Here is a 22,988-nt window from a genome sequence, read left to right on the forward strand (position 1 = left end):
TTAAATCTGAACCTTAGCTGTAAGCATAATCAAAGATTGATCGTAGCCCAACGTTTCAGTCACCACGCGATCGTCGTTAGGGCCGATGGTAAAGGTATCGGTATCTTTATTAGACTTAAGCGTATCTAGATGATATTCCACACCAAAATTAATCGATGGTGTGAGGTCATAACCTACAATAAATGAAAACACGCCATTCTTATCGTGACGGTCCTTGTCCTGATCTTTGTAGTCTTCTGTAATGTATGCGTAATCAAGCAACGTCGTTAACCGGTTATTCATCCAAAAATGTTTGTATGAAACGCCGTACTCCGTGACTAAATTATATCCTCCCGCTTCGGAAGGGTCTTTAATACTTTGGGATGTTCTTAACGTAAAAAGTGACTGTTGGAGAGGTCGCCATTCACCCAGAATATCCCAGTTAATCCCGTTAAAATCCTTCGATCCAGGGTTATTTTCAAAGGTTTTATAAAGCCACGACACGTTCATATCAACGTTCGTTTTGCCCGTCAGCTGCGACTGAATGCCATAACGCAAATAGTATTCATTACTGTCTTTTTCTGACGCATGGCCATAGCGAAACTGGTTGGTAATAAAACTATAGCGAAAACGCGTCTTAGATGTGTATTGATCGAAAATTTCTGCGATCAGCGTATTTTCGTCCCACTCCTGTTCGCGGATATACTGTGCAAAGTCCTCATCCTTGCTTTCAACCTGGCCGGTATTGCCGAAGGTCCACTTGCGGTGTATCAACGCCAGGTCTGCTCTTCCACGGCCATCTGGCGCACCGTAACTATAGCGCAGCTCACCGTTGAACAAATTGGTGGTTAACGGTGACCTCACGCCAAATTGCCGGAACTGTTCGGGCAGGAACCCTTCCGTCACGCCGCGCCCGCGCTCCTCATGGCCAAGGGAATCTTCCAGATTCAGGGTCAGGCCATGCATCAGCCCAAATCGCCAGTCGCCTTTAAAGCGAAAAAAGTGATCGTCATAATCATCCGCAGAATCGCTCGAGTAGTGGCGATAATCCCCGGAGTACATCAGCAGGTACTTATCCTGGCCCCGCTCCCCGTTCATGCTCAGGACCGGCTTGAGCCCCTGGAAGTCGGAGCCTTTTTCGTCGCTGTCGTGAGGCTGGAAAGTCACGTTATCGTTATGCCCATAATCCACAGCGACGTTGCTCTGAAAGTCGATGCCCGCCCAGCCGATGTGTGATTTTGGCGTTAATTCTGCTAACGCGACCGGAGACGCTATCATCCCAGCGATAATAATTATTTTAGTATGCATTCTTACCGACAAATCCCTTAAAAATGGTTTTAATGATGATTTTTATATCTAACCAAAAGGACCAGTTCTGAATATATTCAATGTCGTACTGGACTCGCTTTTCCATTTTATATAGCGCATCAATTTCGCCACGATAGCCATTAATTTGCGCTAAACCTGTGATCCCAGGCTTTACTTTATGGCGAATCATGTAGTTTTCGACCTGCTTACGGTAAAGCTCGTTGTGCGCCACAGCATGAGGCCGCGGGCCGACAATCGACATATTTCCTTGAATAACATTGATGAACTGCGGTAGTTCATCCAGAGACGTCCGACGTAAGAATGCTCCAAAGCGCGTGACCCGGGGGTCATCTCGTGTCGCCTGTATCACCGTGTCGGTATTTTCCATGACTTTCATGGTCCGGAACTTCCAGACTTTGATCTTCTGCCCGCTCAGACCATAACGATCCTGTTTAAAGAAAACCGGGCCGCGCGAGGTGAGCTTGATACCGATGGCAATGACGATCATTAACGAGACAATCATTACCATAATCGCGCTGCCCAGCACCAGATCTTCTGCGCGTTTAATAAACGAACCTCCGCCATCCAGCGGCGAAGTGAAAATACCGATCGTTTGTAAGTTATGGATAGAGCGTATCTGCGATGTATTGGTACTGTAAGCGTAAAAGTCTGGCACGATGTAGGTATTGACAGTGGTATCAGACATCATGGCTAAAAAATGGCGTATACGCTGCAGCGCCACCATCGGCAGGGCGATGTAGATTTCATCCACTCTGCCCGCCTTCGCCTCCTCTACCAGCTTGATCACCGGCCCGTTATAAGGACTGGTAATTCTTTTCGCCAGTTCACCCAGCCGCTCCGGGCCACGTTCATCATAGAAGGCCAGCTCCAGCTGCACGTCCGCATATTCCAGCCGCAGGGCCTTTTCCGCCGCCAGGCCGTTATCGGTGATACCGATAATCGCCACTCTGATACGTTTTTTAGTCGACAGCTTAAAGATAATCAGCCGGCTCACGTAAAGAAAAGGGATCGGCGAGGCATACCAGAGCGGCATTGCCGGGATATTGCGCACATCAATAAAGCTCAGATAACCTAAAGAATATAATTTCGCGACTAAAAGGCGCACCATGCCGATAAACAGGATGGCCAGAAACGCCGTCAGAAGAAGACGCCGCTGGTTGCGTAATTTGTTGTTTTTAGGCCGATACAGATAACACTCTGTGTACTCACCAAACAGTAAAAACGAGATGGAGTACAACAAGCTGATCAAAATCACAGTGTCGAAAGACTCCATTTTCAACCACCAACCACTCAGCATCAAAATTAAATTAATTGAGAAGAAATCAATTAATTTAATGAATACTGAGTAACCTCCATGGATGATCTTCTGCGAATTTCTCAGCATGTCCTGACCTACTTATAATTAAGCATCGGTATTATTTTTTTGTGCTAATTGCACTAGTAAGCGTAATAAAAATAATAAAATGCTGTTTCGCGCAAGGATACGTTACCGAAAAGATTCAGCATCTCAGGGTCTGTCTGCATTCACAACTACATTGGTGTTGAACCCGGCATACACTTCTCTCATAGCGCTCAAAGCGTCGATTTTTTAGAGGCATCTGCTTGTATACAGCGTAAGCACTATTCAATCAAAGCGCCAATAAACTTTAGTCGTATTCCTTTTCGGTATGAAAAAAAACGATTACGCAGGCAAAATCAGGAAAACCATAGAAAATATGATCTACCTTATATGCTGTGACGTTATGGTGACAAAAGACGCAAAACCCGGCCGAAGCCGGGTTTTGTTATTTACTCATTGATGCGGGGATGTTGATCGACCAGTCGGGAACGCTTCGCCTGCAGTTGCGCAATTTCAGCATCGATATCTTCTATCTTCTGCTCAATGTTGTCGTGGTGCTCACGCAGGATCTCTTTCGCTTCCTGAAGGTCAGACGCAGCAGGCGTCGCCCCTTTCAGCGGCAGGTTCGCCGTCTCTTTCATATAAATGCCGGTTACCAGACCGATGACCGCAATCACCATCAGGTAGTACGCTGGCATCATCAGGTTCTGGGTACTCTCCACCAGCGACGCCGCCAGCGTAGGGGTCAGACCGGCGATCAGCACCGAGATATTAAACGCCGCCGCCAGTGCGCTGTAACGAATGTGCGTCGGGAACATCGCCGGCAGGGTGGAGGCCATCACGCCGATAAAGCAGTTAAGGATCACCGCCAGCATCAGCAGGCCGGCAAAAATCAGCCCGATCACATTGCTGTTAATCATAATGAAGGCAGGGATAGCCAGCGCGAACAGCGCGACACTGCCAAAAATAATGAAGGGGCGACGGCCAAAGCGGTCGCTCAGCAGACCCATGATCGGCTGGACAAACAGCATGCCCACCATAATGGCGATGATAATCAACACGCCGTGATCTTCCGAGTAGTGCAGGTTATGCGACAGATAGCTCGGCATATAGGTCAGCAGCATGTAATAGGTCACGTTGGTGGAGATCACCATACCGATACAGGTCAGCAGGCTGCGCCAGTGTTTGGTGGCAATTTCTCTGAACGAGACTTTCGGTCCATCCTGCAGCCCTTCGCGATCGCCCTGCTCCAGCTTATCAACATGCTGCTGGAACGCCGGGGTCTCTTCTAAGGCGTGACGCAAGTAGAGGCCGATAATGCCCAACGGCAACGCCAGGAAGAACGGAATACGCCAGCCCCAGGAGAGGAAGTTCTCTTCGCCCACCACGGTGGAGAGCAGCACCACTACGCCCGCGCCCAGCACGAACCCGGCAATGGAGCCAAAGTCGAGCCAACTGCCCATGAAGCCGCGCTTACGGTCCGGGGAGTATTCGGCGACGAAGATCGACGCCCCGGTATATTCACCCCCGACCGAGAAGCCCTGTGCCATCTTACAGAGCAGCAGCAGGATCGGCGCCCAGATGCCAATACTGGCGTACGACGGGATCAGACCAATACAGAAGGTGCTGACCGACATAATCACAATCGTGATGGCGAGGATTTTCTGACGGCCATACTTGTCCCCCAGCATCCCGAAGAACAGGCCACCCAGCGGTCGGATAAGGAAAGGAACAGAGAAGGTCCCGAGGGCGGCAATCATCTGCACGCTGGGATCGGCATCGGGGAAGAAGACTTTACCTAGCGCATAGGCCACGAAGCCATACACACCAAAATCGAACCATTCCATCGCATTACCGAGCGAGGCGGCGGTGATCGCTTTACGCAGTTTGCCGTCGTCAATAATGGTGACGTCGCGCAGGGTGATCGGTTTAACTTTTTTCCTTTTAAGCATTGCTATCCTCATAGACTAAGCCCAGTCCTCACCACAGCGCTGAAAAATGCGCTCTATGGAACCCGGGAAGCGCTTCATGCGCATTCTCGTCTCTCAAGCGTAGCAGGTTTACTTACACTGACCTTTCGGACCGGTACAACCGAACCTGTTGACGCCTGTCTGGGCTGTGAATGACAGCCTTTACCCTACCAGCGTTTATATGTGTGATCAACTTCACATATTTTTTTATGGTTATCACCAGAAGTGTCAAAACTGTAAATACATGCCCATCAGTTGTTTCTTATGTCTGGTTCTGTAAATACCCTTTCGAACGTTATTATTTGCTGTGAAATTAAAAAAGAACGACATTATTTTACAATGCATTTACAGCGGTTTTAATAATCAAGAGGCAAATATCGTGTTTCCTTAAAATATGTGACGAAGATAACTAAAACACTGTTTTATTTTGATTGAATCACAATTCCAACGATCGCATCATAAGCCCGTTACAACGAGTCTGGTGGCCTTTGAGTGAAGGCTTAAAAAAACCAAACTGGTTATATCTGCTGTATGAATGACGAATCCGCTGACGCCACCAGGTCACAATTCGTTGAATTCATTAGATTATTAAATATCACTTGTCCGCTGGCGATGCGCGATGAGATGTGAGGGTTGATGATGAAGATTAAAGCCGCGATAGAACGCATCCCCGGAGGGATGATGCTGGTTCCGCTGGTTCTGGGTGCAATTTTAAATACCTTAGCGCCTAATACTGGAGCCTATTTTGGTGGATTCACCAAAGGCATGATTACCGGCACAGTACCGATCCTTGCGGTCTGGTTCTTCTGTATTGGCGCTTCCATAAATTTACGTGCAACGGGTACGGTATTACGTAAATCCGGTACGCTGGTAATTACCAAAATTGCCGTGGCGTGGATTGTGGCGATGGTTTGTGCCATGTTTATTCCGGAAAACGGTATTCAGACCGGCTTCTTCGCAGGCCTCTCGGTGCTGGCCATTGTTTCTGCAATGGACATGACCAACGGTGGCCTGTATGCCAGCCTGATGAACCAGTACGGCACCAAAGAGGAGTCCGGCGCGTTCGTGCTGATGTCTCTGGAATCTGGCCCGCTGATGACCATGCTGATCCTCGGCTCCGCCGGTCTGGCCTCCTTTGAACCGCACCACTTTGTCGGCGCCGTCCTGCCGTTCCTGATCGGTTTTGCCCTCGGCAACCTGGACCACGATCTGCGCGACTTCTTCAGCAAAGCGACCCCGGTTCTGATCCCGTTCTTCGGCTTCGCGCTGGGTAACACCATCAACCTGAACGTTATCCTCGATACGGGTCTGCTGGGTATCGTGCTGGGTGTGGCGGTTATCGTTATCACCGGTATCCCACTGATTATTGCCGACCGCGTTATCGGCGGCGGGAATGGTACTGCGGGTGTCGCCGCCTCTTCCGCAGCAGGCGCTGCGGTGGCAAACCCGGTGATTATCGCCCAGATTAACCCGGCGTTCGAACCGGTTGCCGCCTCCGCTACCGCGCTGGTTGCTGCAAGCGTCATCGTCACCGCGATTCTGGTGCCGATTATTACCGCGCTGTACGCCAAACGCTTTGGCAACGTCCCAACCACGACCGAAGAACAGCGCCCGGTTGAATCACTGCACCACTGAGATATAAGCCCTCGCCCGGACTATTCTCTCCCTTGAGAGAGGGTTAGGGTGAGGGGGAACATGCAACTCCGTTGTTGGTTCCGTTCACCTTACGTTCTTTGCCTCTCTGTCACACCTGAACCGGTGAACGTGCCAGGGGGGCTCGCCGCCTCCCCCCTGGCTACCCCGGCTCCCGGCAAAGAAAATCGCCGCTTCGCGGTTCCTTCGGCTTATTCCCTTCGGCTATCGGGTCGGGCGTGATCCTACATCCATGTAGGTCACGCCCTCTCGGCGCATCCCTGCGCCTCGCCCCGGCCTACGGTCAACGCCTCAGCGATTTTCAGCCGGACCAGGGAGTCGCTGTAAGTCTTTTATTACTCTCTAATTATTTCATTGCGTTAAGCATAAGAAAATGACTGAGGGTTCCTCAGCCCCTCACGGGAGAGGGAATCCCCTACTCCCCAAAAACCTCCTCCACCATCGCTTTCGCCAGCCTCGCCGCCGAACACAATCTCGGCATCCCCAGCGCCACATTCTGCCAGCTTTGCGTCACCGACCAGCACACCGGATGCCTCTCCACATCACACCAGTCACCCAGCCAGCCCAGCATATCTTTATGGTCGATAATCCCCGGCGTACTGGGCGTGGTGAGCCACTGGTGATAAAAATGGCGGGTATTAGGTGCAGCGTTGATCCCCTGCGCCAGATAGTTAGCCACCATGCTGCACAGGTTATCTTTCAACATGGCGCTGACGTCCGCATTCGCCAGCCGACAGGCATCACCGAACGCCCCCCAGCGCAGCTCCTCCAGCGCCACATAACCGCGACCGGCCAGCGACCAGCCGTCGTAGTGCCCGGCGCGCCAGCGGGTAAAAATCTGCTCGCTGTGAACGCCTGCCTGCACCGTTAATCCGCGCTGGGTTAACGCCTTCTCTTTGAACTGCGCACGTTGCTGAAAATGGGCGGAGAGGGTTTCGTATTGATGCACCACGCCAATCGGCGGCTGATTACGCAGGCTGGCCTGCTGGCGCAGCGTGGAGAGAATGTGCGTCATCCGGGTCAGCGCCAGATGGCCGGGGTCGAACATGCCCGCCAGCTTCTCTGCCAGCCCGAGTCGCAGCACAGCATTTTCGCTGAACATTCCCCCCATGGCCCACTGACGAAGATGAGACTGCGCCATGATCTCCTGGGTTAAACGTTCACGAAAGTGCTGCTGTTGCGACACCACAGAGGTGTGACGCTGCGCGTCAGCCCCCTGCACCAGGTCGACCATAAATTTAGGATGGATACATTCCAGCGTCCGTCCGGGACCGTCCAGTAGTTGTTTTGTCATGGTTGCTCTGCCGCGAATAACGTTTGAATATCATCGCGTAACAGTCGGGTATCTTCCTGAATCCACGTCGCAGTCGTAATGCATTGCTGCAACAGCTGGCTGAGCGCCCGTGTGGCATGCTCATTTTGCTGACGCACTGCGAGGCTATCACGCAAGCTTTCCTGTAACCCTGCAAGGCATAAAGAGAATTCCGCAAAGAATGTCGCCATACCCGCTGTAACAGAGACATCGACCTGCGCAGCCAAAGCTTTACGAATTTGTTCACAAAAGTGATCTATATGCTGTTTAAATTTTTCATGAAGCTCTGACACGTTAATAACATAGCGCGTCCGCGTCATTACATAATCTTCCCAGCCCCAGCCCGGATTATTCAACCAGCGGGAGACCGTGTCGCGCAGCGCACTGCTGGTTCCCTGCCCCTGGCCAGCCGGCAGGCTCTCCTGAGCGATAGCATCGCTGAACAGCCCCCGGGTATTGAAGTTAAGCTGGTTTGCCTGAAACGCCGGGAAGCTGATCCGCGCGCGGAATCCGGCATGGCTTAGCTCCTCTTTAATCCGCGTTTCAATGGGCCGCATGGCGTCGTTCAGGGAGCGGGCCAGCGTGGTTTCCAGCTGGTCAAACCGCAGCGACAGCTCGCGACCGATTTTTGCCTGTGCATCCAGCAGGATCATTTCACAGGAGGAGCGGATTTTGCTCAGCAGGATTTGCGCCTGACCTTCATCGTCCAGCACCAGTTGTCCCGGGGTAGCTAACGCCTCGGCATGGAGCGTGTGCGGCTTAAACCCGGCCAGATCGAGCAAATTATCCGGGTTGAAGATGTGCGCGACCGCATGTTTGATATCGTTCTGCTGCGTGCTGATAAACAGGTCGGTCGCCGCCAGCGCCTGTCCAACTTCATGCCGCACCTCATTGCTTACCGACGCCTGGCGGGACTGCAACAGCGCCATATCCTCTTCCAGGCGGGCGATATTCAGCTCCAGCTCGTCGAAGGCGACCGTCAGCCCCTGATAGCGGAAATCGAGATACTCCCGGGCGTTCTGGGCATAGTTCAACAGCTTATGCGACGCCGAGCGTAACGCATACAGCGAGGCATTGGCGTAGGCAGCATAAATCAGCTTACGGATCGGCTGCTCAAAGAGGGAATCCTCCCACAGCAGATCGGCGGAGTGGCGAACGTGCTCAATATCGTCCAGATCGGCAGTCCGCCAGCGGCGGCCCAGCGCAGCTTCGGCAAAATCCTGCACCCAGCGCTGCTCCTGGTGATCCGGCAGCTTGCCGTGCTGATTCAGTTCATGACGCGCCCGATTCGCCAGGTATCCCCACATCGAGGAGACCGGGAAGATCTGCCCCGGAGAGATATGGCCTTTCATCAGGGTGCCGGAGATCATCGCCCGCACCTGCTCTTCATCATCGCTGTTGCGGTCTTTCTGATCGAATTTGTTGACCAGCGCGTAGAGCGGTACCGATTTGCTGACGGCAGAAATAGCCAGCCGCACTTCGGCGTCCGAAATCGACTTCAGTTGCGTATAGTCCATTACCGCCAGCACCGCCGAAGCGCGGGCGAGCTGCTCAGTAAGCATTTTTTGCAGATGCGGTTGCCCGGCCTCATTCGGCCCGGGGGTATCCAGCAGGGTTAATTGCCCCAAATGACCATCCAGCCCGGCCAGATGGACAAACTCCACCTCAATAACCGGGATATTCTCAATCGCTGCATAGGCGGAGAAGGGAAAATCTGTTCCCAGTGCCTGAGAAAGTCGCACTAAATCATTCAGGTTTTTTAAACAATTAAATATCGGCTGCGCGCCTAAATAATGTTTTTCAAACGCTTCGCCGGTTTCAATGCGCCCCAGCAACGCATTCATATCTTTATCAATTTCAAGTTGCTGGGCCAGCTTGCCGCGATCGTAATTGGCCAGCTTCTTTTGCATTTGTTTTATTAATGTATCGATCGGCGCCACGTGAGAAAAATGCAGCACCGGCTCCTTCTGACCAGGCGTATGACGGATCAGCGTCGGCAAGGCGGTCATGGGACGGTTGCGATTGGGCAACACCTCCGTTCCCACAATGGCGTTAATCGTCGTCGATTTACCGGCTTTCATGGTGCCCACAATCGCCAGCACCATCTCCAGACGGGTAATTTTGCGCAGTTCATTATTCAGCATGGACTGCTGCGCTTCTAAACCACGGGTACTAAAATGTAGAGGTAAAACGTTGCTGGTTTCGCCGGTAATGGCCGATGTTGCATTGTCCAGCATCGCAACAGGCATGGCGCTTAGTGACTCGAGATTCTGCAATGAGAGTTGCAGCAGTCTTTCAGCTTCCTGGCTTAACTCAAATATTGTTTGTGTATGCATAGTAAAAAGCCTTCCCTTAACACAAATTTTATATAACCGAATTATTTTAAGAATGAAGGATCGGCTTATATGATTCCGTGTAGCAAATATGTTCGACGCAAAATAATTGCCTGATGACAATCAAATATATTCTTTAAGCGCTGAAAGCAGCGGAGCGCGCTCCTTCGGTCAGGGAAACCGAAAGACTAAGAGCGTAGCTCAAATTTAATAAATTTCAGGATAAACCATCTTTAATCGCCCACCAAAAATGAGGGGGTAATCATCCCTGCAAGCCCGGGGATGGCTATAAAAACATTTACGGTGAATATCATTAGCACCTTAACCTTATCCGAAATGACACGGCGTATCAATTTGCCGCAATAAAATATTATTGCTTTCATTCGCAAGCGTTTCATTCTCGCGCCGGGTACTTATCATTACCTGAGTCACTGACAGACCCTGTCATCAGAAACGCTTTTTTTAGCCAAAAGCGAAAAATAATATCACCGACAAAAGTAAGGACATGCGCTATACTTGCCGCCTTTTTCGACAACCTGTCGATTTTTGGCGGGCCTCATTGCCGCCGGTTCGCACTATTTTGAGGAGAACACCATGCAGCTTCCACACTGTCCTAAATGCAACTCTGAATACACCTATGAAGATAACGGTATGTTCATCTGCCCGGAATGCGCTTACGAATGGAACAACGCAGAACCCGTAGCCGAGAGCGATGAGCTGATCGTTAAAGATGCCAACGGCAACCTGCTGGCGGATGGCGACAACGTCACCGTCATTAAAGATCTGAAGGTCAAAGGCAGCTCTTCAATGCTGAAGATCGGCACCAAAGTGAAGGGCATCCGTCTGGTCGAGGGCGACCACAATATCGACTGTAAAATTGACGGCTTCGGCCCGATGAAGCTCAAATCCGAGTTCGTGAAGAAGAACTGATTTGTCGTTGTCTTTTGAGGCCCGGCAAGCGCAGCGCCGCCGGGCACTTTTGCCGGATGCGCTTCGCTTATCCGGCCTACAAATACCTCCCCCTTCTCGTTGATCGCCTGTCATCGCTTTCACCTCAACTCTTCAAACTCTCGCAACCAACACTTAACCTAAATGTCACATTGATCCGCCAGCATGAGGCCACATTTGAATTGAGGCCTTACCCATGCACACTGTCATCCGTGTCGAGAAACTCAGCAAGACCTTCCATCACAACAAGGCTCTGCATGCCGTTGATCTGACCGTCCAGCAGGGCGAAATGGTAGCGCTGCTCGGGCCATCCGGTTCAGGTAAATCCACTCTTCTGCGCCACTTAAGCGGCCTCATCACCTGCGACAAAACCTCAGAAAGCCACGTTGAGCTGCTGGGTAATACCGTGCAGCGCGCGGGCCGTCTGGCGAGTGATATCCGCAAAAGCCGCGCCCAGACCGGCTACATCTTCCAGCAGTTCAACCTGGTAAACCGCCTGACGGTGCTGGAGAACGTGCTGATTGGTGCGCTCGGCAGCACCCCGTTCTGGCGCACCTGTCTGCGCTGGTTCTCGCCAGCTCAGAAGCAGGAGGCGCTGCAGGCGCTCACCCGCGTCGGCATGGCCCACTTCGCCCACCAGCGCGTCTCCACCCTTTCTGGCGGTCAGCAGCAGCGCGTGGCCATTGCCCGGGCGCTGATGCAGAAAGCCAAAATCATTCTCGCCGATGAGCCGATCGCCTCGCTGGACCCGGAGTCGGCCCGCATCGTCATGGAAACCCTGCGCGACATTAACCGCAAGGACGGCATCACCGTGGTGGTCACGCTGCACCAGGTGGATTACGCCCTGCGCTACTGCGAGCGCATCGTCGCCCTGCGTCAGGGGCACGTCTTCTTCGATGGCGCCAGCCATCAGTTTGATAACGAACGCTTTGATCATCTCTACCGCAGCATTAACCGCGTCGAAGAGCGCGCGCAGGCTGCTTAACGTCCCCACAATGAGGAATGGAAATGAGCTATAAGACGGTTGCCGCGCTGGCCTTCACCAGCATGTTCAGCATCAGCACCCTGTTCAGCCCTGCGTTTGCAGAGGAGCAGGAAAAAGCGCTGAATTTCGGCATTATTTCGACGGAATCACAGCAGAACCTGAAGCCTCAGTGGGAACCGTTCCTGAAAGATATGGAAACCAAACTGGGGATCAAAGTGAACGCCTTCTTCGCCCCGGACTACGCGGGCATCATCCAGGGGATGCGCTTCAATAAAGTGGATATCGCCTGGTACGGCAACCTCTCGGCGATGGAAGCGGTGGATCGTGCCAACGGTCAGGTCTTTGCGCAAACCGTGGCCGCCGACGGCTCCCCGGGTTACTGGAGCGTGCTGATCGTCAATAAAGACAGTCCAATTAACAACCTCAACGACATGCTCGCCAAACGTAAAGAGCTCACCTTTGGCAACGGCGATCCCAACTCCACGTCGGGCTTCCTGGTGCCGGGCTATTACGTCTTTGCCAAAAACAATGTCTCCACCAGCGAATTCAAACGCACGGTCAACGCCGGGCATGAAACCAACGCCCTGGCCGTCGCCAACAAACAGGTGGATGTTGCCACCAACAACACCGAAAACCTCGACAAGCTGAAGACCTCCGCGCCAGACAAGCTGAAACAACTGAAGGTGATCTGGAAATCCCCGCTGATCCCGGGCGACCCGATTGTGTGGCGTAAGAACCTCTCCGAAAGCACCAAGGAGAAGGTGTACGACTTCTTTATGAACTACGGCAAAACCGCGGAAGAGAAAACCGTGCTGGAACGCCTGGGCTGGGCGCCGTTCCGCGCCTCCAGCGACCTGCAGCTGGTGCCGATTCGCCAGCTGGCGCTGTTCAAACAGATCCAGGGCGTAAAGGACAACAAGACGCTGAAAGAGGAAGAGAAGAACAGCAAGCTGTCTGAAATTCAGGCGCAGCTGGACGATCTCGACCGCCTGACCGCCGCGCTGGGCGCGATGACCAGCGTGACCAAAGCGGTGCAGTGATTAAGTCCCCTCTCCCTTAAGGGAGAGGGAGAACAGATTAAGGAGCACACATGCAAACCATCACCCTCCCACCGCCAAAACGCAGCTGGTTCTCGCTAATAAGCTGGGCCATCCTGCTGGCGGTGCTGGTTATCTCCTGGAAGGGCGCGGAAATGGCCCCGCTGACGCTGATCCAGGACTCGGGCAACATGGCGACCTTCGCCGCCGACTTCTTCCCGCCGGACTTCAGCCAGTGGCAGGACTACCTCAGCGAAATGGCCGTCACGCTGCAAATTGCCGTCTGGGGCACCGCCCTGGCCGTGGTGCTCTCCATTCCCTTCGGCCTGATGAGTGCCGACAACATTGTGCCGTGGTGGGTTTACCAGCCGGTGCGCCGCCTGATGGACGCCTGCCGCGCCATCAACGAAATGGTCTTTGCGATGCTGTTCGTGGTCGCCGTCGGTCTCGGTCCCTTCGCCGGGGTGCTGGCGCTTTTTATTCACACCACCGGCGTACTCTCCAAGCTGCTTTCGGAAGCGGTAGAAGCCATTGAGCCCGGCCCGGTCGAAGGCATTCGCGCCACCGGTGCCAACAAAATTGAAGAGATCCTTTACGGCGTGCTGCCCCAGGTGATGCCGCTGCTCATCTCCTACTCCCTCTACCGCTTTGAGTCTAACGTCCGCTCCGCCACCGTTGTCGGCATGGTGGGCGCAGGTGGGATTGGCGTCACCCTGTGGGAAGCGATTCGCGGTTTCCAGTTCCAGCAAACCTGCGCCCTGATGGTGCTCATCATCATCACCGTCAGCCTGCTGGACTTCCTCTCTCAACGTTTGCGTAAGCACTTCATCTGAGAAGCGAGGCTTTGATTTGTATGCACTTATCCAGACATCCGACCAGTTACCCTACCCGCTGGCAAGAGATTGCGGCGAAGCTCGAAGTAGAGCTGCGCACGCACTACCGCTGCGGGGACTATCTACCTGCGGAACAGCAGCTTGCCGATCGCTATGAAGTCAACCGTCACACCCTGCGGCGGGCCATTGACCAGCTGGTGGAGCGCGGCTGGGTACAGCGCCGCCAGGGCGTCGGCGTGCTGGTGCTGATGCGCCCGTTCGACTACCCGCTCAACGCCCAGGCGCGTTTCAGCCAGAACCTGCTGGATCAGGGCAGCCACCCCACCAGCGAAAAACTGCTCTCGGTGCTGCGTCCGGCCTCCAGCCACGTGGCGGATGCGCTGGGGATCCAGGAGGGGGACAACGTCATCCACCTGCGTACCCTGCGCCGGGTCAATGGCGTGGCGGTGTGCCAGATCGATCACTACTTCGCGGACCTGGCCCTCTGGCCGGTGCTGCAACATTTCACCAGCGGCTCGCTGCATGACTTTCTGCAGGATGCTACGGGGGTTGCGCTCAAACGCACCCAGACGCGCATCAGCGCCCGCCGCGCCCAGGCCAAAGAGAGCAAGGTGCTGGAGATCCCCAACATGGCGCCCCTGCTCTGCGTGCGCACCCTTAACCACCGTGACGGCGAGGTGAACGCGACGGAGTACTCCGTCAGCCTGACCCGCGCCGACATGATTGAATTCACCATGGAGCACTGAATGCATTTCGATACCTCCACCCGCCAGCACTGGATGGCGGTGCTCGCCCACAGCCAGCCTGCGGCGCTTGCCGCGCGGATGTCGGCGCTGAGCCTGTCGCCCGCTTATGAACTGATCCGCGCGCCTGAAACCGGACTGGTGCAGATCCAGGCGCGGATGGGCGGCACCGGGGCACGTTACTTTGCTGGCGATGCCACCCTGACCCGCGCCGTAGTGCGGCTTGCCAGCGGCACCCTCGGCTACAGCTACCTGCTCGGGCGTAACAAACCCCACGCCGAGCAGTGCGCCGTTGTGGACGCCCTGCTGCAGGAAGCGCCCCATTTTCAGGCCCTGATGGAAACCGTTATTGCCCCGCTGGAAGCCGACCGCGCCGCACGCCTTGCCGCCCGTCAGGCCGAAGTGAACACCAGCCGGGTCGACTTCTTTACGCTCGTTCGCGGAGACAACGCATGACACTTCACCCCGCTTTTACCCTTGCCGTGCAGGATGCCCAGCACAGCTTTCGTCGTCTGTTGAAAGCGATGAGCGAGCCGGGCGTCATCGTCTCGCTGCATCAGCTTAAGCATGGCTGGCAGCCGCTGAACCTCGCCACCACCAGCGTGCTGCTGACCCTGGCCGATAACGACACCCCGGTCTGGCTGTCGGGCTCCGTCAGCAACGATATCGTCAGCAGCAACCTGCGTTTTCATACCAGCGCCCCGCTGGTGGAGCAGCCGCAGCAGGCGGTGTTCGCCGTCGCCGACGAGCAGATCGGCCACGAGCAGCTCAACGCCCTGAGCGAGGGCACCGCTGTGGCGCCGGAGACCAGCGCCACCCTGATTTTGCAGGTCTCCAGCCTGAGTGGCGGACGCATGCTGCGCCTGACCGGGGCCGGCATCGCCGAGGAGCGGATGGTCGCCCCGCAGCTGCCGGAGTGCATCATTCACGAGCTGACCGAGCGCCCGCACCCGTTTCCGCTGGGCATCGACCTGCTGCTGACCTGCGGCGAGCGCCTGCTGGCGATCCCGCGAACCACCCACGTGGAGGTGTGCTGATGTACGTTGCCGTCAAAGGGGGCGAGAAGGCGATCGCCGCCGCCCACGCGTTGCAGGAGCACAGACGCCGGGGCGATGAGCAGATCCCCGAGCTGAGCGTCGCCCAGATTGAACAGCAGTTGAACCTGGCCGTTGACCGGGTGATGACCGAAGGCGGCATCGCCGATCGCGAGCTGGCGGCCCTGGCACTGAAACAGGCCAGCGGTGATAACGTCGAGGCCATCTTCCTGCTGCGCGCCTACCGCACTACGCTGGCGAAGCTGGCGGTGAGCGAGCCCATCAACACCGCAGAGATGCGCCTGGAGCGCCGTATTTCGGCGGTCTATAAAGACATTCCCGGCGGCCAGCTGCTTGGCCCGACCTACGATTACACCCATCGCCTGCTCGATTTTACCCTGCTGGCAAACGGCGAAGCCCCTCGCCTTACCCCCTCACACACCGAGCAGGACGCCGCGCCGCACGTTTTTAGCCTGCTGGCCAACCAGGGGCTGGCGAAAGCGGAAGAGGATTGCGGCGATGAGCCAGACGATATCACCCGCACGCCGCCGGTTTACCCCTGTTCACGCTCATCGCGCCTGCAGCAGCTGATGCGCGGCGACGAGGGCTACCTGCTGGCGCTGGCCTACTCCACCCAGCGTGGCTATGGCCGTAACCACCCCTTCGCGGGGGAGATCCGCAGCGGCTATATCGACATCAATATTGTGCCGGAAGAGCTGGGATTTGCGGTGAACGTCGGTGAATTGCTGATAACCGAATGCGAAATGGTGAACGGCTTCGTCACCCCGGATAACGACGCGCCGCACTTCACCCGCGGCTACGGCCTGGTGTTCGGCATGGGCGAGCGCAAGGCGATGGCGATGGCGCTGGTTGACCGCGCCCTTCAGGCTCCCGACTACAACGAGAACATTACAGGCCCGGCGCAGGACGAGGAGTTTGTGCTGGCCCACGCGGATAACGTCGAGGCCGCAGGCTTTGTCTCGCACCTCAAGCTGCCGCACTACGTCGATTTCCAGGCTGAACTGGAGCTGCTTAAACGTCTGCAACAGGAGCGCGACAATGGCTAACCTCAGCGGCTACAACTTTGCTTATCTGGATGAGCAAACCAAACGCATGATCCGCCGCGCCATTTTAAAAGCGGTCGCCATCCCCGGCTATCAGGTGCCGTTCGGTGGCCGTGAAATGCCCATGCCCTACGGCTGGGGCACCGGCGGGATTCAGATCACCGCCAGCGTGATTGGCGAAGCGGATGTGCTGAAGGTGATTGACCAGGGGGCGGACGACACTACCAACGCCGTCTCGATCCGCCAGTTCTTTACGCGCGTGACGGGGGTGAACACCACCGAGCGCACCGAAGACGCTACGCTGATCCAGACCCGCCACCGCATCCCGGAGACCCCGCTCGTTGAAGATCAGATTTTGATTTTCCAGGTGCCGATCCCCGAACCGCTGCGCTTTATCGAGCCGCGCGAAACCGAAACCCGCACCATGCACGCCCTGGAAGAGTACGGCGTAATGCAGGTGAAGCTGTATGAGGATATCGCCCGCTTCGGCCACATCGCCACCACCTACGCCTACCCGGTGAAGGTGAACGGGCGCTACGTGATGGACCCGTCACCAATCCCGAAGTTCGATAACCCGAAGATGGACATGATGCCCGCCCTGCAACTCTTTGGCGCCGGGCGCGAAAAACGCATCTACGCCGTGCCGCCCTACACGCGGGTTGAGAGCCTCGACTTTGACGATCACCCGTTTACGGTGCAGGAGTGGGATGAGCCGTGCGCCATCTGTGGGTCGAAGCACAGCTATCTCGACGAAGTGGTTCTGGATGACACCGGCAAACGGATGTTTGTCTGCTCCGATACCGATTTTTGCCGCCAACAGAGCGAGGCCAACAGCCAATGAAACCGCTGCTTTCGGTCACTAACCTGACCCACCTTTATGCGCCGGGCAAAGGCTTCAGCGACGTGTCGTTTGACCTGTGGCCGGGGGAAGTGCTGGGGATTGTCGGCGAGTCCGGCTCCGGCAAAACCACCCTGCTGAAATCCCTCTCGGCGCGCCTGACGCCGCAGAACGGCGACATTCTCTATGACGGCCACTCGCTGTATGGCATGAGCGAGGCCGAGCGACGTCGCCTGCTGCGCACCGAGTGGGGCGTGGTGCATCAGCATCCGATGGATGGCCTGCGCCGCCAGGTCTCGGCGGGGGGCAACATCGGCGAACGGCTGATGGCCACCGGCGCGCGCCACTACGGCGACATCCGCGCGACGGCGAAACAGTGGCTGGAGGAGGTAGAGATCCCGGCGTCGCGCATCGACGACCTGCCCACCACCTTCTCCGGCGGGATGCAGCAGCGCCTGCAGATCGCCCGCAACCTGGTTACCCATCCGAAGCTGGTCTTTATGGATGAACCTACCGGCGGGCTGGACGTGTCGGTGCAGGCCCGCCTGCTGGATCTGCTCCGCGGTCTGGTGGTGGAGCTGAACCTGGCGGTGGTGATTGTCACCCACGACCTGGGCGTTGCCCGCCTGCTGGCGGACCGTCTGCTGGTGATGAAGAGCGGCGAAGTGGTGGAAAGTGGGCTGACCGACCGGGTACTCGACGATCCCCACCATCCTTACACCCAGTTGCTGGTGTCGTCCGTATTGCAGAATTGAGGTTGCTGTTGCCGGGTGGCGGCTTCGCCTGACCCGGCCTACGAACCGCGCTCTTTGTAGGCCGGGTAAGCGAAGCGCCACCCGGCAATGAATCCAGCACCTTGTAGGCCGGGTAAGCGCAGCGCCACCCGGCAAGAAAACGCCACGAGGCCAAAATGATCCACGTACAAAACGTAAGTAAGACCTTTGTACTCCACCAGCAAAACGGCGTGCGCCTGCCGGTGCTGCAAAACGCCTCCCTTGAGGTAAAAAATGGCGAATGCGTGGTGCTGCACGGCCACTCCGGCAGCGGCAAATCGACCCTGCTGCGCTCGCTGTATGCCAACTACCTGCCGGACGAAGGCCATATCCATGTGCGCCACGGCGACGAATGGGTCGATCTGGTGCAGGCCCCGGCGCGTAAGGTGCGGGACGTCAGGCGCACCACCATTGGCTGGGTCAGCCAGTTTTTACGGGTGATCCCGCGCGTTCCGGCGCTGGAGGTGGTGATGCAGCCGCTGCTGGATCTGGGCGTACCGCGCGACATCTGCGCCGCCAAAGCCGCCAGCCTGCTGACGCGCCTTAACGTGCCGGAGCGCCTGTGGCATCTCGCCCCCTCCACCTTCTCCGGCGGCGAGCAGCAGCGGGTGAATATAGCCCGCGGCTTTATCGTCGATTACCCGATTTTACTGCTCGATGAACCGACCGCCTCGCTGGATGCCAAAAACAGCGCAGCGGTTATTGAACTGATCGAAGAGGCCAAAGCGCGCGGCGCAGCGATCGTCGGGATCTTCCACGACGACGCGGTGCGGGATCGCGTGGCGGATCGTCTGCACCCGATGGGGATCACCGCATGATCGTCAATAACGTAAAACTGGTGCTGGAAAACGAGGTCGTTGACGGCTCCATCGACATTCAGGACGGCATCATTCGCGCCTTTGCCGAAACCCAAAGCCGCCTGCCGGAAGCGATGGACGGTGAAGGCGGCTGGCTGCTGCCAGGGCTGATTGAGCTGCACACCGACAACATGGATAAGTTCTTCACCCCGCGGCCCAAAGTGGACTGGCCCGCCCATTCGGCAATGAGCAGCCACGACGGGATGATGGTCGCCAGCGGCATCACCACGGTGCTGGATGCGGTGGCGATTGGCGACGTGCGCGACGGCGGCGATCGTCTTGAAAATCTGGAGAAGATGATCAACGCCGTGGAGGAGACGCAGAAGCGCGGCCTCAACCGCGCCGAGCACCGCCTGCACCTGCGCTGCGAGCTACCCCATCACACCACCCTGCCGCTGTTCGAGAAGCTGGTGGACCGTGAGCCGGTCACTCTGGTGTCGCTGATGGATCACTCTCCGGGCCAGCGCCAGTTCGCTAATATCGAAAAGTATCGTGAATATTATCAGGGTAAATATGCCCTCAACGACGCGCAGATGGCGCGCTACGAAGAGGAGCAGCTTCAGCTTGCTGCCCGCTGGTCGCAGCCCAACCGCCAGGCCATTGCTGCGCTGTGCCGGGCGCGCAATATCGCCCTCGCCAGCCATGACGACGCCACCGCGAATCATGTGCTTGAATCCCGGCAGCTTGGCAGTGTGATCGCCGAATTTCCTACCACGTTCGAAGCCGCAGAGGCCTCCCGCCAGCACGGAATGAACGTGCTGATGGGCGCCCCGAATATCGTGCGCGGCGGCTCGCACTCCGGCAACGTAGCGGCAAGCCAGCTCGCTTCCCTCGGCCTGCTGGATATCCTCTCCTCCGATTACTACCCCGCCAGCCTGCTGGATGCGGCGTTCCGGGTAGCGGGCGACGAGGAGAATCGTTTTACCCTGCCGCAGGCGATCCGCCTGGTGACCCGCAACCCGGCGCAGGCGCTCAACCTGCACGATCGCGGGGTGATTGGCGAAGGCAAGCGGGCGGACCTGGTGCTGGCGCACCGTAAAGGCGAGCACATTCATATCGACCACGTCTGGCGTCAGGGAAAACGGGTGTTCTGATGGGAAGACTAATCTGGTTAATGGGGCCTTCCGGCTCCGGAAAAGATAGCCTGCTGGCGGCGTTGCGCGAGCAGCCTCATCCACAACTGCTGGTGGCGCACCGCTATATCACGCGCGCCGCTACTGCCGGGAGCGAAAACCACATCGCCCTCAGCGAGCCGGAGTTTTTTACCCGCGCCGGGCAGCATCTGTTTGCCCTGAGCTGGCACGCTAATGGCTATTATTATGGGGTGGGTCTGGAGATCGATCTCTGGCTGCACGCCGGGTTCGACGTGGTGGTAAACGGCTCGCGCGCCCATCTGCCCCAGGCGCAGGCGCGTTACGCCGGGGCATTGCTGCCGATCTGCCTGCAGGTGTCGCCGGAGATCCTGCGTAGCCGGCTGCAGGCGCGTGGGCGGGAGAGCGCTAAAGAGATCGACCAGCGGCTGGCGCGCGCCGCCCGTTATACGCCGTCCGACTGCCCGATCCTTAACAACGACGGCAGTTTGCATCAGTCTGTCGACAACTTCCTTTCACTCATTAGCCAGAAGGAGAAAAACCATGCCCGAGTGTGAGTTGCGCCCCGCCACCGCGGAGGACGTTGATGCGGTCTATGGCCTGATCTGTGAGTTAAAACAGGCGGAGCTTGACCGTTCGGCGTTTCATACGGGGTTCGCGGCCAATCTGCAGGATCACAATATGCGATACCAGCTGGCCGAACAGGATGGACATATCATCGGGATGATCGGCCTGCACATGCAGTTTCACCTGCATCACGCCAACTGGATCGGCGAGATCCAGGAGCTGGTGGTGATGCCACAGGCGCGCGGTCTGAAGGTCGGCAGCCGGCTGCTGGCCTGGGCGGAAGAAGAGGCCCGCCACGCCGGGGCGGAGATGACCGAGCTCTCCACCAGCGTAAAGCGTCTCGATGCGCACCGCTTTTATCTTCGTGAAGGGTATACCCAGAGCCACTTCCGCTTCACTAAACCTCTGTAAGGAGGCGCCATGAGTCTGACCATTACGTTAACGGGAACCGGTGGCGCCCAGCTGGTGCCCGCTTTTGGCTGCGACTGTCCGGCCTGCCGCCGGGCGCGTTTGCAGGAAGATTATCGCCGTCGCCCCTGTAGCGCGGTGGTCAAATTCAATGATGCGGTGACGCTGCTGGATGCCGGGATCCCGCACCTGATGGACGACTGGCCTGCGGGCAGTTTTCAGCAGATTTTACTCACCCATTACCACATGGATCATGTCCAGGGGCTGTTTCCGCTGCGCTGGGGCGTGGGGGCGACCATTCCGGTTTACGGCCCGCCAGATGAAGCCGGGTGCGACGATCTCTTTAAACATCCCGGCCTTCTCGACTTTAGCCATACTCTCGAGCCGTTTGTGGTCTTTGAACTCCAGGGCCTGCGGGTGACACCGCTGCCGCTCAACCATTCGAAGCTGACTTTTGGCTATCTGCTGGAGAGCGCCCACAGCCGCGTGGCCTGGCTCTCCGATACCGCCGGACTGCCGGAGAAAACGGTGAAGTTTCTGCTCAACAACCAGCCGCAGGCGATCGTGATTGACTGTAGCCATGCGCCGCAGGACGAGCCCCCGCGCAACCACTGCGATTTAAATACGGTTATTGCGCTCAATCAGGTAATTGTCTGCCCGCAGGTGATCCTGACCCATATCAGCCATGAGTTTGACGTGTGGATGATGGACAACCCGCTCCCTGTGGGGTTTGAAGCGGGGTATGACGGGATGGTACTGGCGCTGGACTGAGGTATCGCAATGCCGGGTGGCGGCTTCGCCTTACCCGGCCTACAAAACCGTAGGCCCGTGCAAGCGGCGCGCCGCCGGGCATTGGCATTACCGCCGATCGTAATCCTCTTCCAGCCTGCGCTCGTCATCTTCTAAACGACGCCGGTCTTCATCCAGCTGGCGCTGACGTTCATCCAGGCGACGACGGCGATCGTCCAGCTGGCGCTGGCGCTCTTCATACTGTCGGTTATCGCTGCTGCGACGCCGATCGTAACGGTCATCGTCATCGTTACTGCGGTCGCTGTTGGGGTTGTAGGCGTCGTTAATCGCCTGCTGAATATTGCCGATGGTGTCGTCAACAATATCAGCGTGAGCCAGATGGCTGGTTAATGAGAGCAGACCCAATAACAGGGCGGTAGAGTAATGTTTCATAAAGCCAGTCTCGCAGGTGAGCTGGCTTTACGGTAATAAACAGCGGGTGGAGCGAGTAGCGGAGGAATCTCAAATTCTGTAAGGGGAAGTTTCTTCCATAAGGTGATTCGCACGTTGCCTGTTCTCGGCCACTAAAACAACGCGATGGCATTTTTGGTCAGGCGAAACACTCCAGATACGCTCCTCAGGAATACAGCCGCCATCGTAAATCACTTTACTGCCATCATAAGGCCAAAATGCGCCTTGCTCGGTATCCAGTACGAACACAGCGATTTGATCCGATTCACGGGCAATCTTTTGCCAAAGCATTTTACCGCCTTCGTACTGTTCAAAATCGCTTATTAGCGTAATTCCGCACTGGAGGATTAATGCCTCATAAAGTCGGGTTGCCAGCCCTTTATCCCGCTCGCCAGGATCAACACAGACGCCTTCAACCTGAAGGATGTGGGCATCTTCCCAGCAGCGTTCAACAGCAACGATATCTTTACCGAGTGCAGGTTTGCGCTGTAAATCCAGCGCTGCCACAACCCGATGTCGCGGTATGCCTTCAAAGATTTCGATATCCGCTTCAATGATTGCCGCGCGAGGCGTCTGGGGATCATAGATGACATGCAGCAATCGCCCTGAGAGTTCAATCTCTTCCACCCGCGTAAAGGCGCGTGCGACTGTCATCGGGCTATAGGTTGTAGGCATCACGATCATATGTGAGTCCC

23 protein-coding genes are annotated in these 22,988 nt (G+C 56.4%); 16 read left to right on the forward strand and 7 right to left on the reverse strand.

The window, feature by feature from the left end; translation table 11 throughout:
- The 3 genes from B3X29_RS11145 to proP all read right to left on the reverse strand — a co-directional run bounded on the left by B3X29_RS11145 (nt 1) and on the right by proP (nt 4,599).
- Nucleotides 1–1,287, reverse strand: coding sequence for an outer membrane beta-barrel protein (locus tag B3X29_RS11145; RefSeq protein WP_159340246.1), 1,287 nt, complete (start codon nt 1,285–1,287; stop codon nt 1–3).
- Nucleotides 1,277–2,692, reverse strand: coding sequence for an undecaprenyl-phosphate glucose phosphotransferase (locus B3X29_RS11150; RefSeq protein ID WP_159340247.1), 1,416 nt, complete (start codon nt 2,690–2,692; stop codon nt 1,277–1,279). Before B3X29_RS11150 ends, B3X29_RS11145 begins: the two co-directional genes overlap by 11 nt.
- Nucleotides 2,693–3,096: 404 nt before the next feature.
- Nucleotides 3,097–4,599: a glycine betaine/L-proline transporter ProP gene (gene proP, locus B3X29_RS11155; RefSeq protein WP_103177915.1), complete on the reverse strand. Its 1,503-nt coding sequence runs from the start codon at nt 4,597–4,599 to the stop codon at nt 3,097–3,099.
- Between the two features lie 657 nt (nt 4,600–5,256).
- On the opposite strand from proP, the gene kdgT reads away from it, so the two are divergent.
- Nucleotides 5,257–6,252, forward strand: coding sequence for a 2-keto-3-deoxygluconate transporter (gene kdgT, locus B3X29_RS11160; protein WP_103177914.1), 996 nt, complete (start codon nt 5,257–5,259; stop codon nt 6,250–6,252).
- 433 nt (nt 6,253–6,685) lie between these two features.
- Here kdgT and B3X29_RS11165 read toward each other — a convergent pair whose 3' ends face one another.
- Both B3X29_RS11165 and crfC read right to left on the reverse strand, forming a co-directional pair.
- Complete coding sequence (locus B3X29_RS11165; protein ID WP_103177913.1) at nt 6,686–7,564, reverse strand: diguanylate cyclase regulator RdcB family protein; 879 nt, start codon at nt 7,562–7,564, stop codon at nt 6,686–6,688.
- Nucleotides 7,561–9,918: a clamp-binding protein CrfC gene (crfC, locus tag B3X29_RS11170; RefSeq protein ID WP_156653752.1), complete on the reverse strand. Its 2,358-nt coding sequence runs from the start codon at nt 9,916–9,918 to the stop codon at nt 7,561–7,563. The genes B3X29_RS11165 and crfC overlap by 4 nt, the downstream gene beginning before the upstream one ends.
- Nucleotides 9,919–10,509: 591 nt before the next feature.
- Here crfC and B3X29_RS11175 point away from each other — a divergent pair.
- The 15 genes from B3X29_RS11175 (at nt 10,510) to phnP (ending at nt 21,864) form a co-directional block, all read left to right on the forward strand.
- Nucleotides 10,510–10,845: a zinc ribbon domain-containing protein YjdM gene (locus B3X29_RS11175; RefSeq protein ID WP_156653751.1), complete on the forward strand. Its 336-nt coding sequence runs from the start codon at nt 10,510–10,512 to the stop codon at nt 10,843–10,845.
- A 214-nt stretch (nt 10,846–11,059) separates the two neighbouring features.
- A complete protein-coding gene (phnC, locus tag B3X29_RS11180) occupies nt 11,060–11,848 on the forward strand; it encodes a phosphonate ABC transporter ATP-binding protein (protein ID WP_103177910.1) in 789 nt (262 codons plus the stop codon).
- Nucleotides 11,849–11,871: 23 nt separating this feature from the next.
- A complete protein-coding gene (gene phnD / locus B3X29_RS11185) occupies nt 11,872–12,888 on the forward strand; it encodes a phosphonate ABC transporter substrate-binding protein (RefSeq protein ID WP_159340248.1) in 1,017 nt (338 codons plus the stop codon).
- A gap of 50 nt (nt 12,889–12,938) precedes the next feature.
- Nucleotides 12,939–13,718 (forward strand): phosphonate ABC transporter, permease protein PhnE, encoded by a 780-nt coding sequence (gene phnE / locus B3X29_RS11190; protein WP_159340249.1) that lies wholly within the window; start codon nt 12,939–12,941, stop codon nt 13,716–13,718.
- 20 nt (nt 13,719–13,738) lie between these two features.
- The gene (gene phnF, locus B3X29_RS11195; RefSeq protein ID WP_103177907.1) at nt 13,739–14,464 is read left to right on the forward strand and encodes a phosphonate metabolism transcriptional regulator PhnF; all 726 of its coding nucleotides are present in this window, start codon (nt 13,739–13,741) and stop codon (nt 14,462–14,464) included.
- The gene (phnG, locus tag B3X29_RS11200; protein ID WP_103177906.1) at nt 14,465–14,917 is read left to right on the forward strand and encodes a phosphonate C-P lyase system protein PhnG; all 453 of its coding nucleotides are present in this window, start codon (nt 14,465–14,467) and stop codon (nt 14,915–14,917) included.
- Nucleotides 14,914–15,498, forward strand: a complete 585-nt coding sequence (gene phnH, locus B3X29_RS11205; RefSeq protein ID WP_103177905.1) for a phosphonate C-P lyase system protein PhnH — start codon at nt 14,914–14,916, stop codon at nt 15,496–15,498. The genes phnG and phnH overlap by 4 nt, the downstream gene beginning before the upstream one ends.
- On the forward strand, nt 15,498–16,562 hold the full coding sequence (locus tag B3X29_RS11210) for a carbon-phosphorus lyase complex subunit PhnI (RefSeq protein WP_159340250.1): 1,065 nt from the start codon (nt 15,498–15,500) through the stop codon (nt 16,560–16,562). The genes phnH and B3X29_RS11210 overlap by 1 nt, the downstream gene beginning before the upstream one ends.
- Nucleotides 16,555–17,400: an alpha-D-ribose 1-methylphosphonate 5-phosphate C-P-lyase PhnJ gene (gene phnJ, locus B3X29_RS11215; RefSeq protein ID WP_103177903.1), complete on the forward strand. Its 846-nt coding sequence runs from the start codon at nt 16,555–16,557 to the stop codon at nt 17,398–17,400. The genes B3X29_RS11210 and phnJ overlap by 8 nt, the downstream gene beginning before the upstream one ends.
- Nucleotides 17,397–18,152 carry a phosphonate C-P lyase system protein PhnK gene (gene phnK, locus B3X29_RS11220; protein ID WP_156653748.1) on the forward strand — a complete coding sequence of 252 codons (756 nt, stop codon included), beginning with the start codon at nt 17,397–17,399 and terminating at the stop codon, nt 18,150–18,152. Before phnJ ends, phnK begins: the two co-directional genes overlap by 4 nt.
- 155 nt (nt 18,153–18,307) lie before the next feature.
- The gene (phnL, locus tag B3X29_RS11225) at nt 18,308–18,988 is read left to right on the forward strand and encodes a phosphonate C-P lyase system protein PhnL (protein WP_159340251.1); all 681 of its coding nucleotides are present in this window, start codon (nt 18,308–18,310) and stop codon (nt 18,986–18,988) included.
- Nucleotides 18,985–20,121, forward strand: a complete 1,137-nt coding sequence (gene phnM / locus B3X29_RS11230) for an alpha-D-ribose 1-methylphosphonate 5-triphosphate diphosphatase (RefSeq protein ID WP_159340252.1) — start codon at nt 18,985–18,987, stop codon at nt 20,119–20,121. The genes phnL and phnM overlap by 4 nt, the downstream gene beginning before the upstream one ends.
- Nucleotides 20,118–20,675 (forward strand): ribose 1,5-bisphosphokinase, encoded by a 558-nt coding sequence (gene phnN, locus B3X29_RS11235; protein WP_103177899.1) that lies wholly within the window; start codon nt 20,118–20,120, stop codon nt 20,673–20,675. Before phnM ends, phnN begins: the two co-directional genes overlap by 4 nt.
- Nucleotides 20,662–21,096, forward strand: coding sequence for an aminoalkylphosphonate N-acetyltransferase (gene phnO, locus B3X29_RS11240; RefSeq protein ID WP_159340253.1), 435 nt, complete (start codon nt 20,662–20,664; stop codon nt 21,094–21,096). The genes phnN and phnO overlap by 14 nt, the downstream gene beginning before the upstream one ends.
- A gap of 9 nt (nt 21,097–21,105) precedes the next feature.
- Nucleotides 21,106–21,864 carry a phosphonate metabolism protein PhnP gene (gene phnP / locus B3X29_RS11245; RefSeq protein ID WP_159340254.1) on the forward strand — a complete coding sequence of 253 codons (759 nt, stop codon included), beginning with the start codon at nt 21,106–21,108 and terminating at the stop codon, nt 21,862–21,864.
- An 87-nt stretch (nt 21,865–21,951) separates the two neighbouring features.
- On the opposite strand, the gene yjdP is transcribed toward phnP, so the two are convergent.
- Nucleotides 21,952–22,275, reverse strand: a complete 324-nt coding sequence (gene yjdP, locus B3X29_RS11250; protein ID WP_103177896.1) for a DDRRRQL repeat protein YjdP — start codon at nt 22,273–22,275, stop codon at nt 21,952–21,954.
- A gap of 69 nt (nt 22,276–22,344) precedes the next feature.
- On the reverse strand, nt 22,345–22,977 hold the full coding sequence (locus B3X29_RS11255; protein WP_103177895.1) for an N-acetyltransferase: 633 nt from the start codon (nt 22,975–22,977) through the stop codon (nt 22,345–22,347).
- Nucleotides 22,978–22,988 lie beyond the last annotated feature (11 nt).

This window comes from Leclercia sp. UBA5076 (genome assembly GCF_002416465.1).
Taxonomy (GTDB): domain Bacteria; phylum Pseudomonadota; class Gammaproteobacteria; order Enterobacterales; family Enterobacteriaceae; genus Enterobacter.

What these genes read in the sequence shown, in the direction of transcription:
- phnC (WP_103177910.1), top strand. Translation starts at nt 11,060, where the DNA reads ATGCACACTGTCATCCGTGTCGAGAAACTCAGCAAGACCTTCCATCAC.
- B3X29_RS11175 (WP_156653751.1), top strand. Translation starts at nt 10,510, where the DNA reads ATGCAGCTTCCACACTGTCCTAAATGCAACTCTGAATACACCTATGAA.
- B3X29_RS11165 (WP_103177913.1), bottom strand. Translation starts at nt 7,564, where the DNA reads ATGACAAAACAACTACTGGACGGTCCCGGACGGACGCTGGAATGTATC.
- phnD (WP_159340248.1), top strand. Translation starts at nt 11,872, where the DNA reads ATGAGCTATAAGACGGTTGCCGCGCTGGCCTTCACCAGCATGTTCAGC.
- phnM (WP_159340252.1), top strand. Translation starts at nt 18,985, where the DNA reads ATGATCGTCAATAACGTAAAACTGGTGCTGGAAAACGAGGTCGTTGAC.
- B3X29_RS11210 (WP_159340250.1), top strand. Translation starts at nt 15,498, where the DNA reads ATGTACGTTGCCGTCAAAGGGGGCGAGAAGGCGATCGCCGCCGCCCAC.
- phnF (WP_103177907.1), top strand. Translation starts at nt 13,739, where the DNA reads ATGCACTTATCCAGACATCCGACCAGTTACCCTACCCGCTGGCAAGAG.
- phnK (WP_156653748.1), top strand. Translation starts at nt 17,397, where the DNA reads ATGAAACCGCTGCTTTCGGTCACTAACCTGACCCACCTTTATGCGCCG.
- phnG (WP_103177906.1), top strand. Translation starts at nt 14,465, where the DNA reads ATGCATTTCGATACCTCCACCCGCCAGCACTGGATGGCGGTGCTCGCC.
- phnH (WP_103177905.1), top strand. Translation starts at nt 14,914, where the DNA reads ATGACACTTCACCCCGCTTTTACCCTTGCCGTGCAGGATGCCCAGCAC.
- yjdP (WP_103177896.1), bottom strand. Translation starts at nt 22,275, where the DNA reads ATGAAACATTACTCTACCGCCCTGTTATTGGGTCTGCTCTCATTAACC.
- B3X29_RS11150 (WP_159340247.1), bottom strand. Translation starts at nt 2,692, where the DNA reads ATGCTGAGAAATTCGCAGAAGATCATCCATGGAGGTTACTCAGTATTC.
- phnP (WP_159340254.1), top strand. Translation starts at nt 21,106, where the DNA reads ATGAGTCTGACCATTACGTTAACGGGAACCGGTGGCGCCCAGCTGGTG.
- phnO (WP_159340253.1), top strand. Translation starts at nt 20,662, where the DNA reads ATGCCCGAGTGTGAGTTGCGCCCCGCCACCGCGGAGGACGTTGATGCG.
- B3X29_RS11145 (WP_159340246.1), bottom strand. Translation starts at nt 1,287, where the DNA reads ATGCATACTAAAATAATTATTATCGCTGGGATGATAGCGTCTCCGGTC.
- phnJ (WP_103177903.1), top strand. Translation starts at nt 16,555, where the DNA reads ATGGCTAACCTCAGCGGCTACAACTTTGCTTATCTGGATGAGCAAACC.
- kdgT (WP_103177914.1), top strand. Translation starts at nt 5,257, where the DNA reads ATGAAGATTAAAGCCGCGATAGAACGCATCCCCGGAGGGATGATGCTG.
- proP (WP_103177915.1), bottom strand. Translation starts at nt 4,599, where the DNA reads ATGCTTAAAAGGAAAAAAGTTAAACCGATCACCCTGCGCGACGTCACC.
- crfC (WP_156653752.1), bottom strand. Translation starts at nt 9,918, where the DNA reads ATGCATACACAAACAATATTTGAGTTAAGCCAGGAAGCTGAAAGACTG.
- B3X29_RS11255 (WP_103177895.1), bottom strand. Translation starts at nt 22,977, where the DNA reads ATGATCGTGATGCCTACAACCTATAGCCCGATGACAGTCGCACGCGCC.
- phnL (WP_159340251.1), top strand. Translation starts at nt 18,308, where the DNA reads ATGATCCACGTACAAAACGTAAGTAAGACCTTTGTACTCCACCAGCAA.
- phnE (WP_159340249.1), top strand. Translation starts at nt 12,939, where the DNA reads ATGCAAACCATCACCCTCCCACCGCCAAAACGCAGCTGGTTCTCGCTA.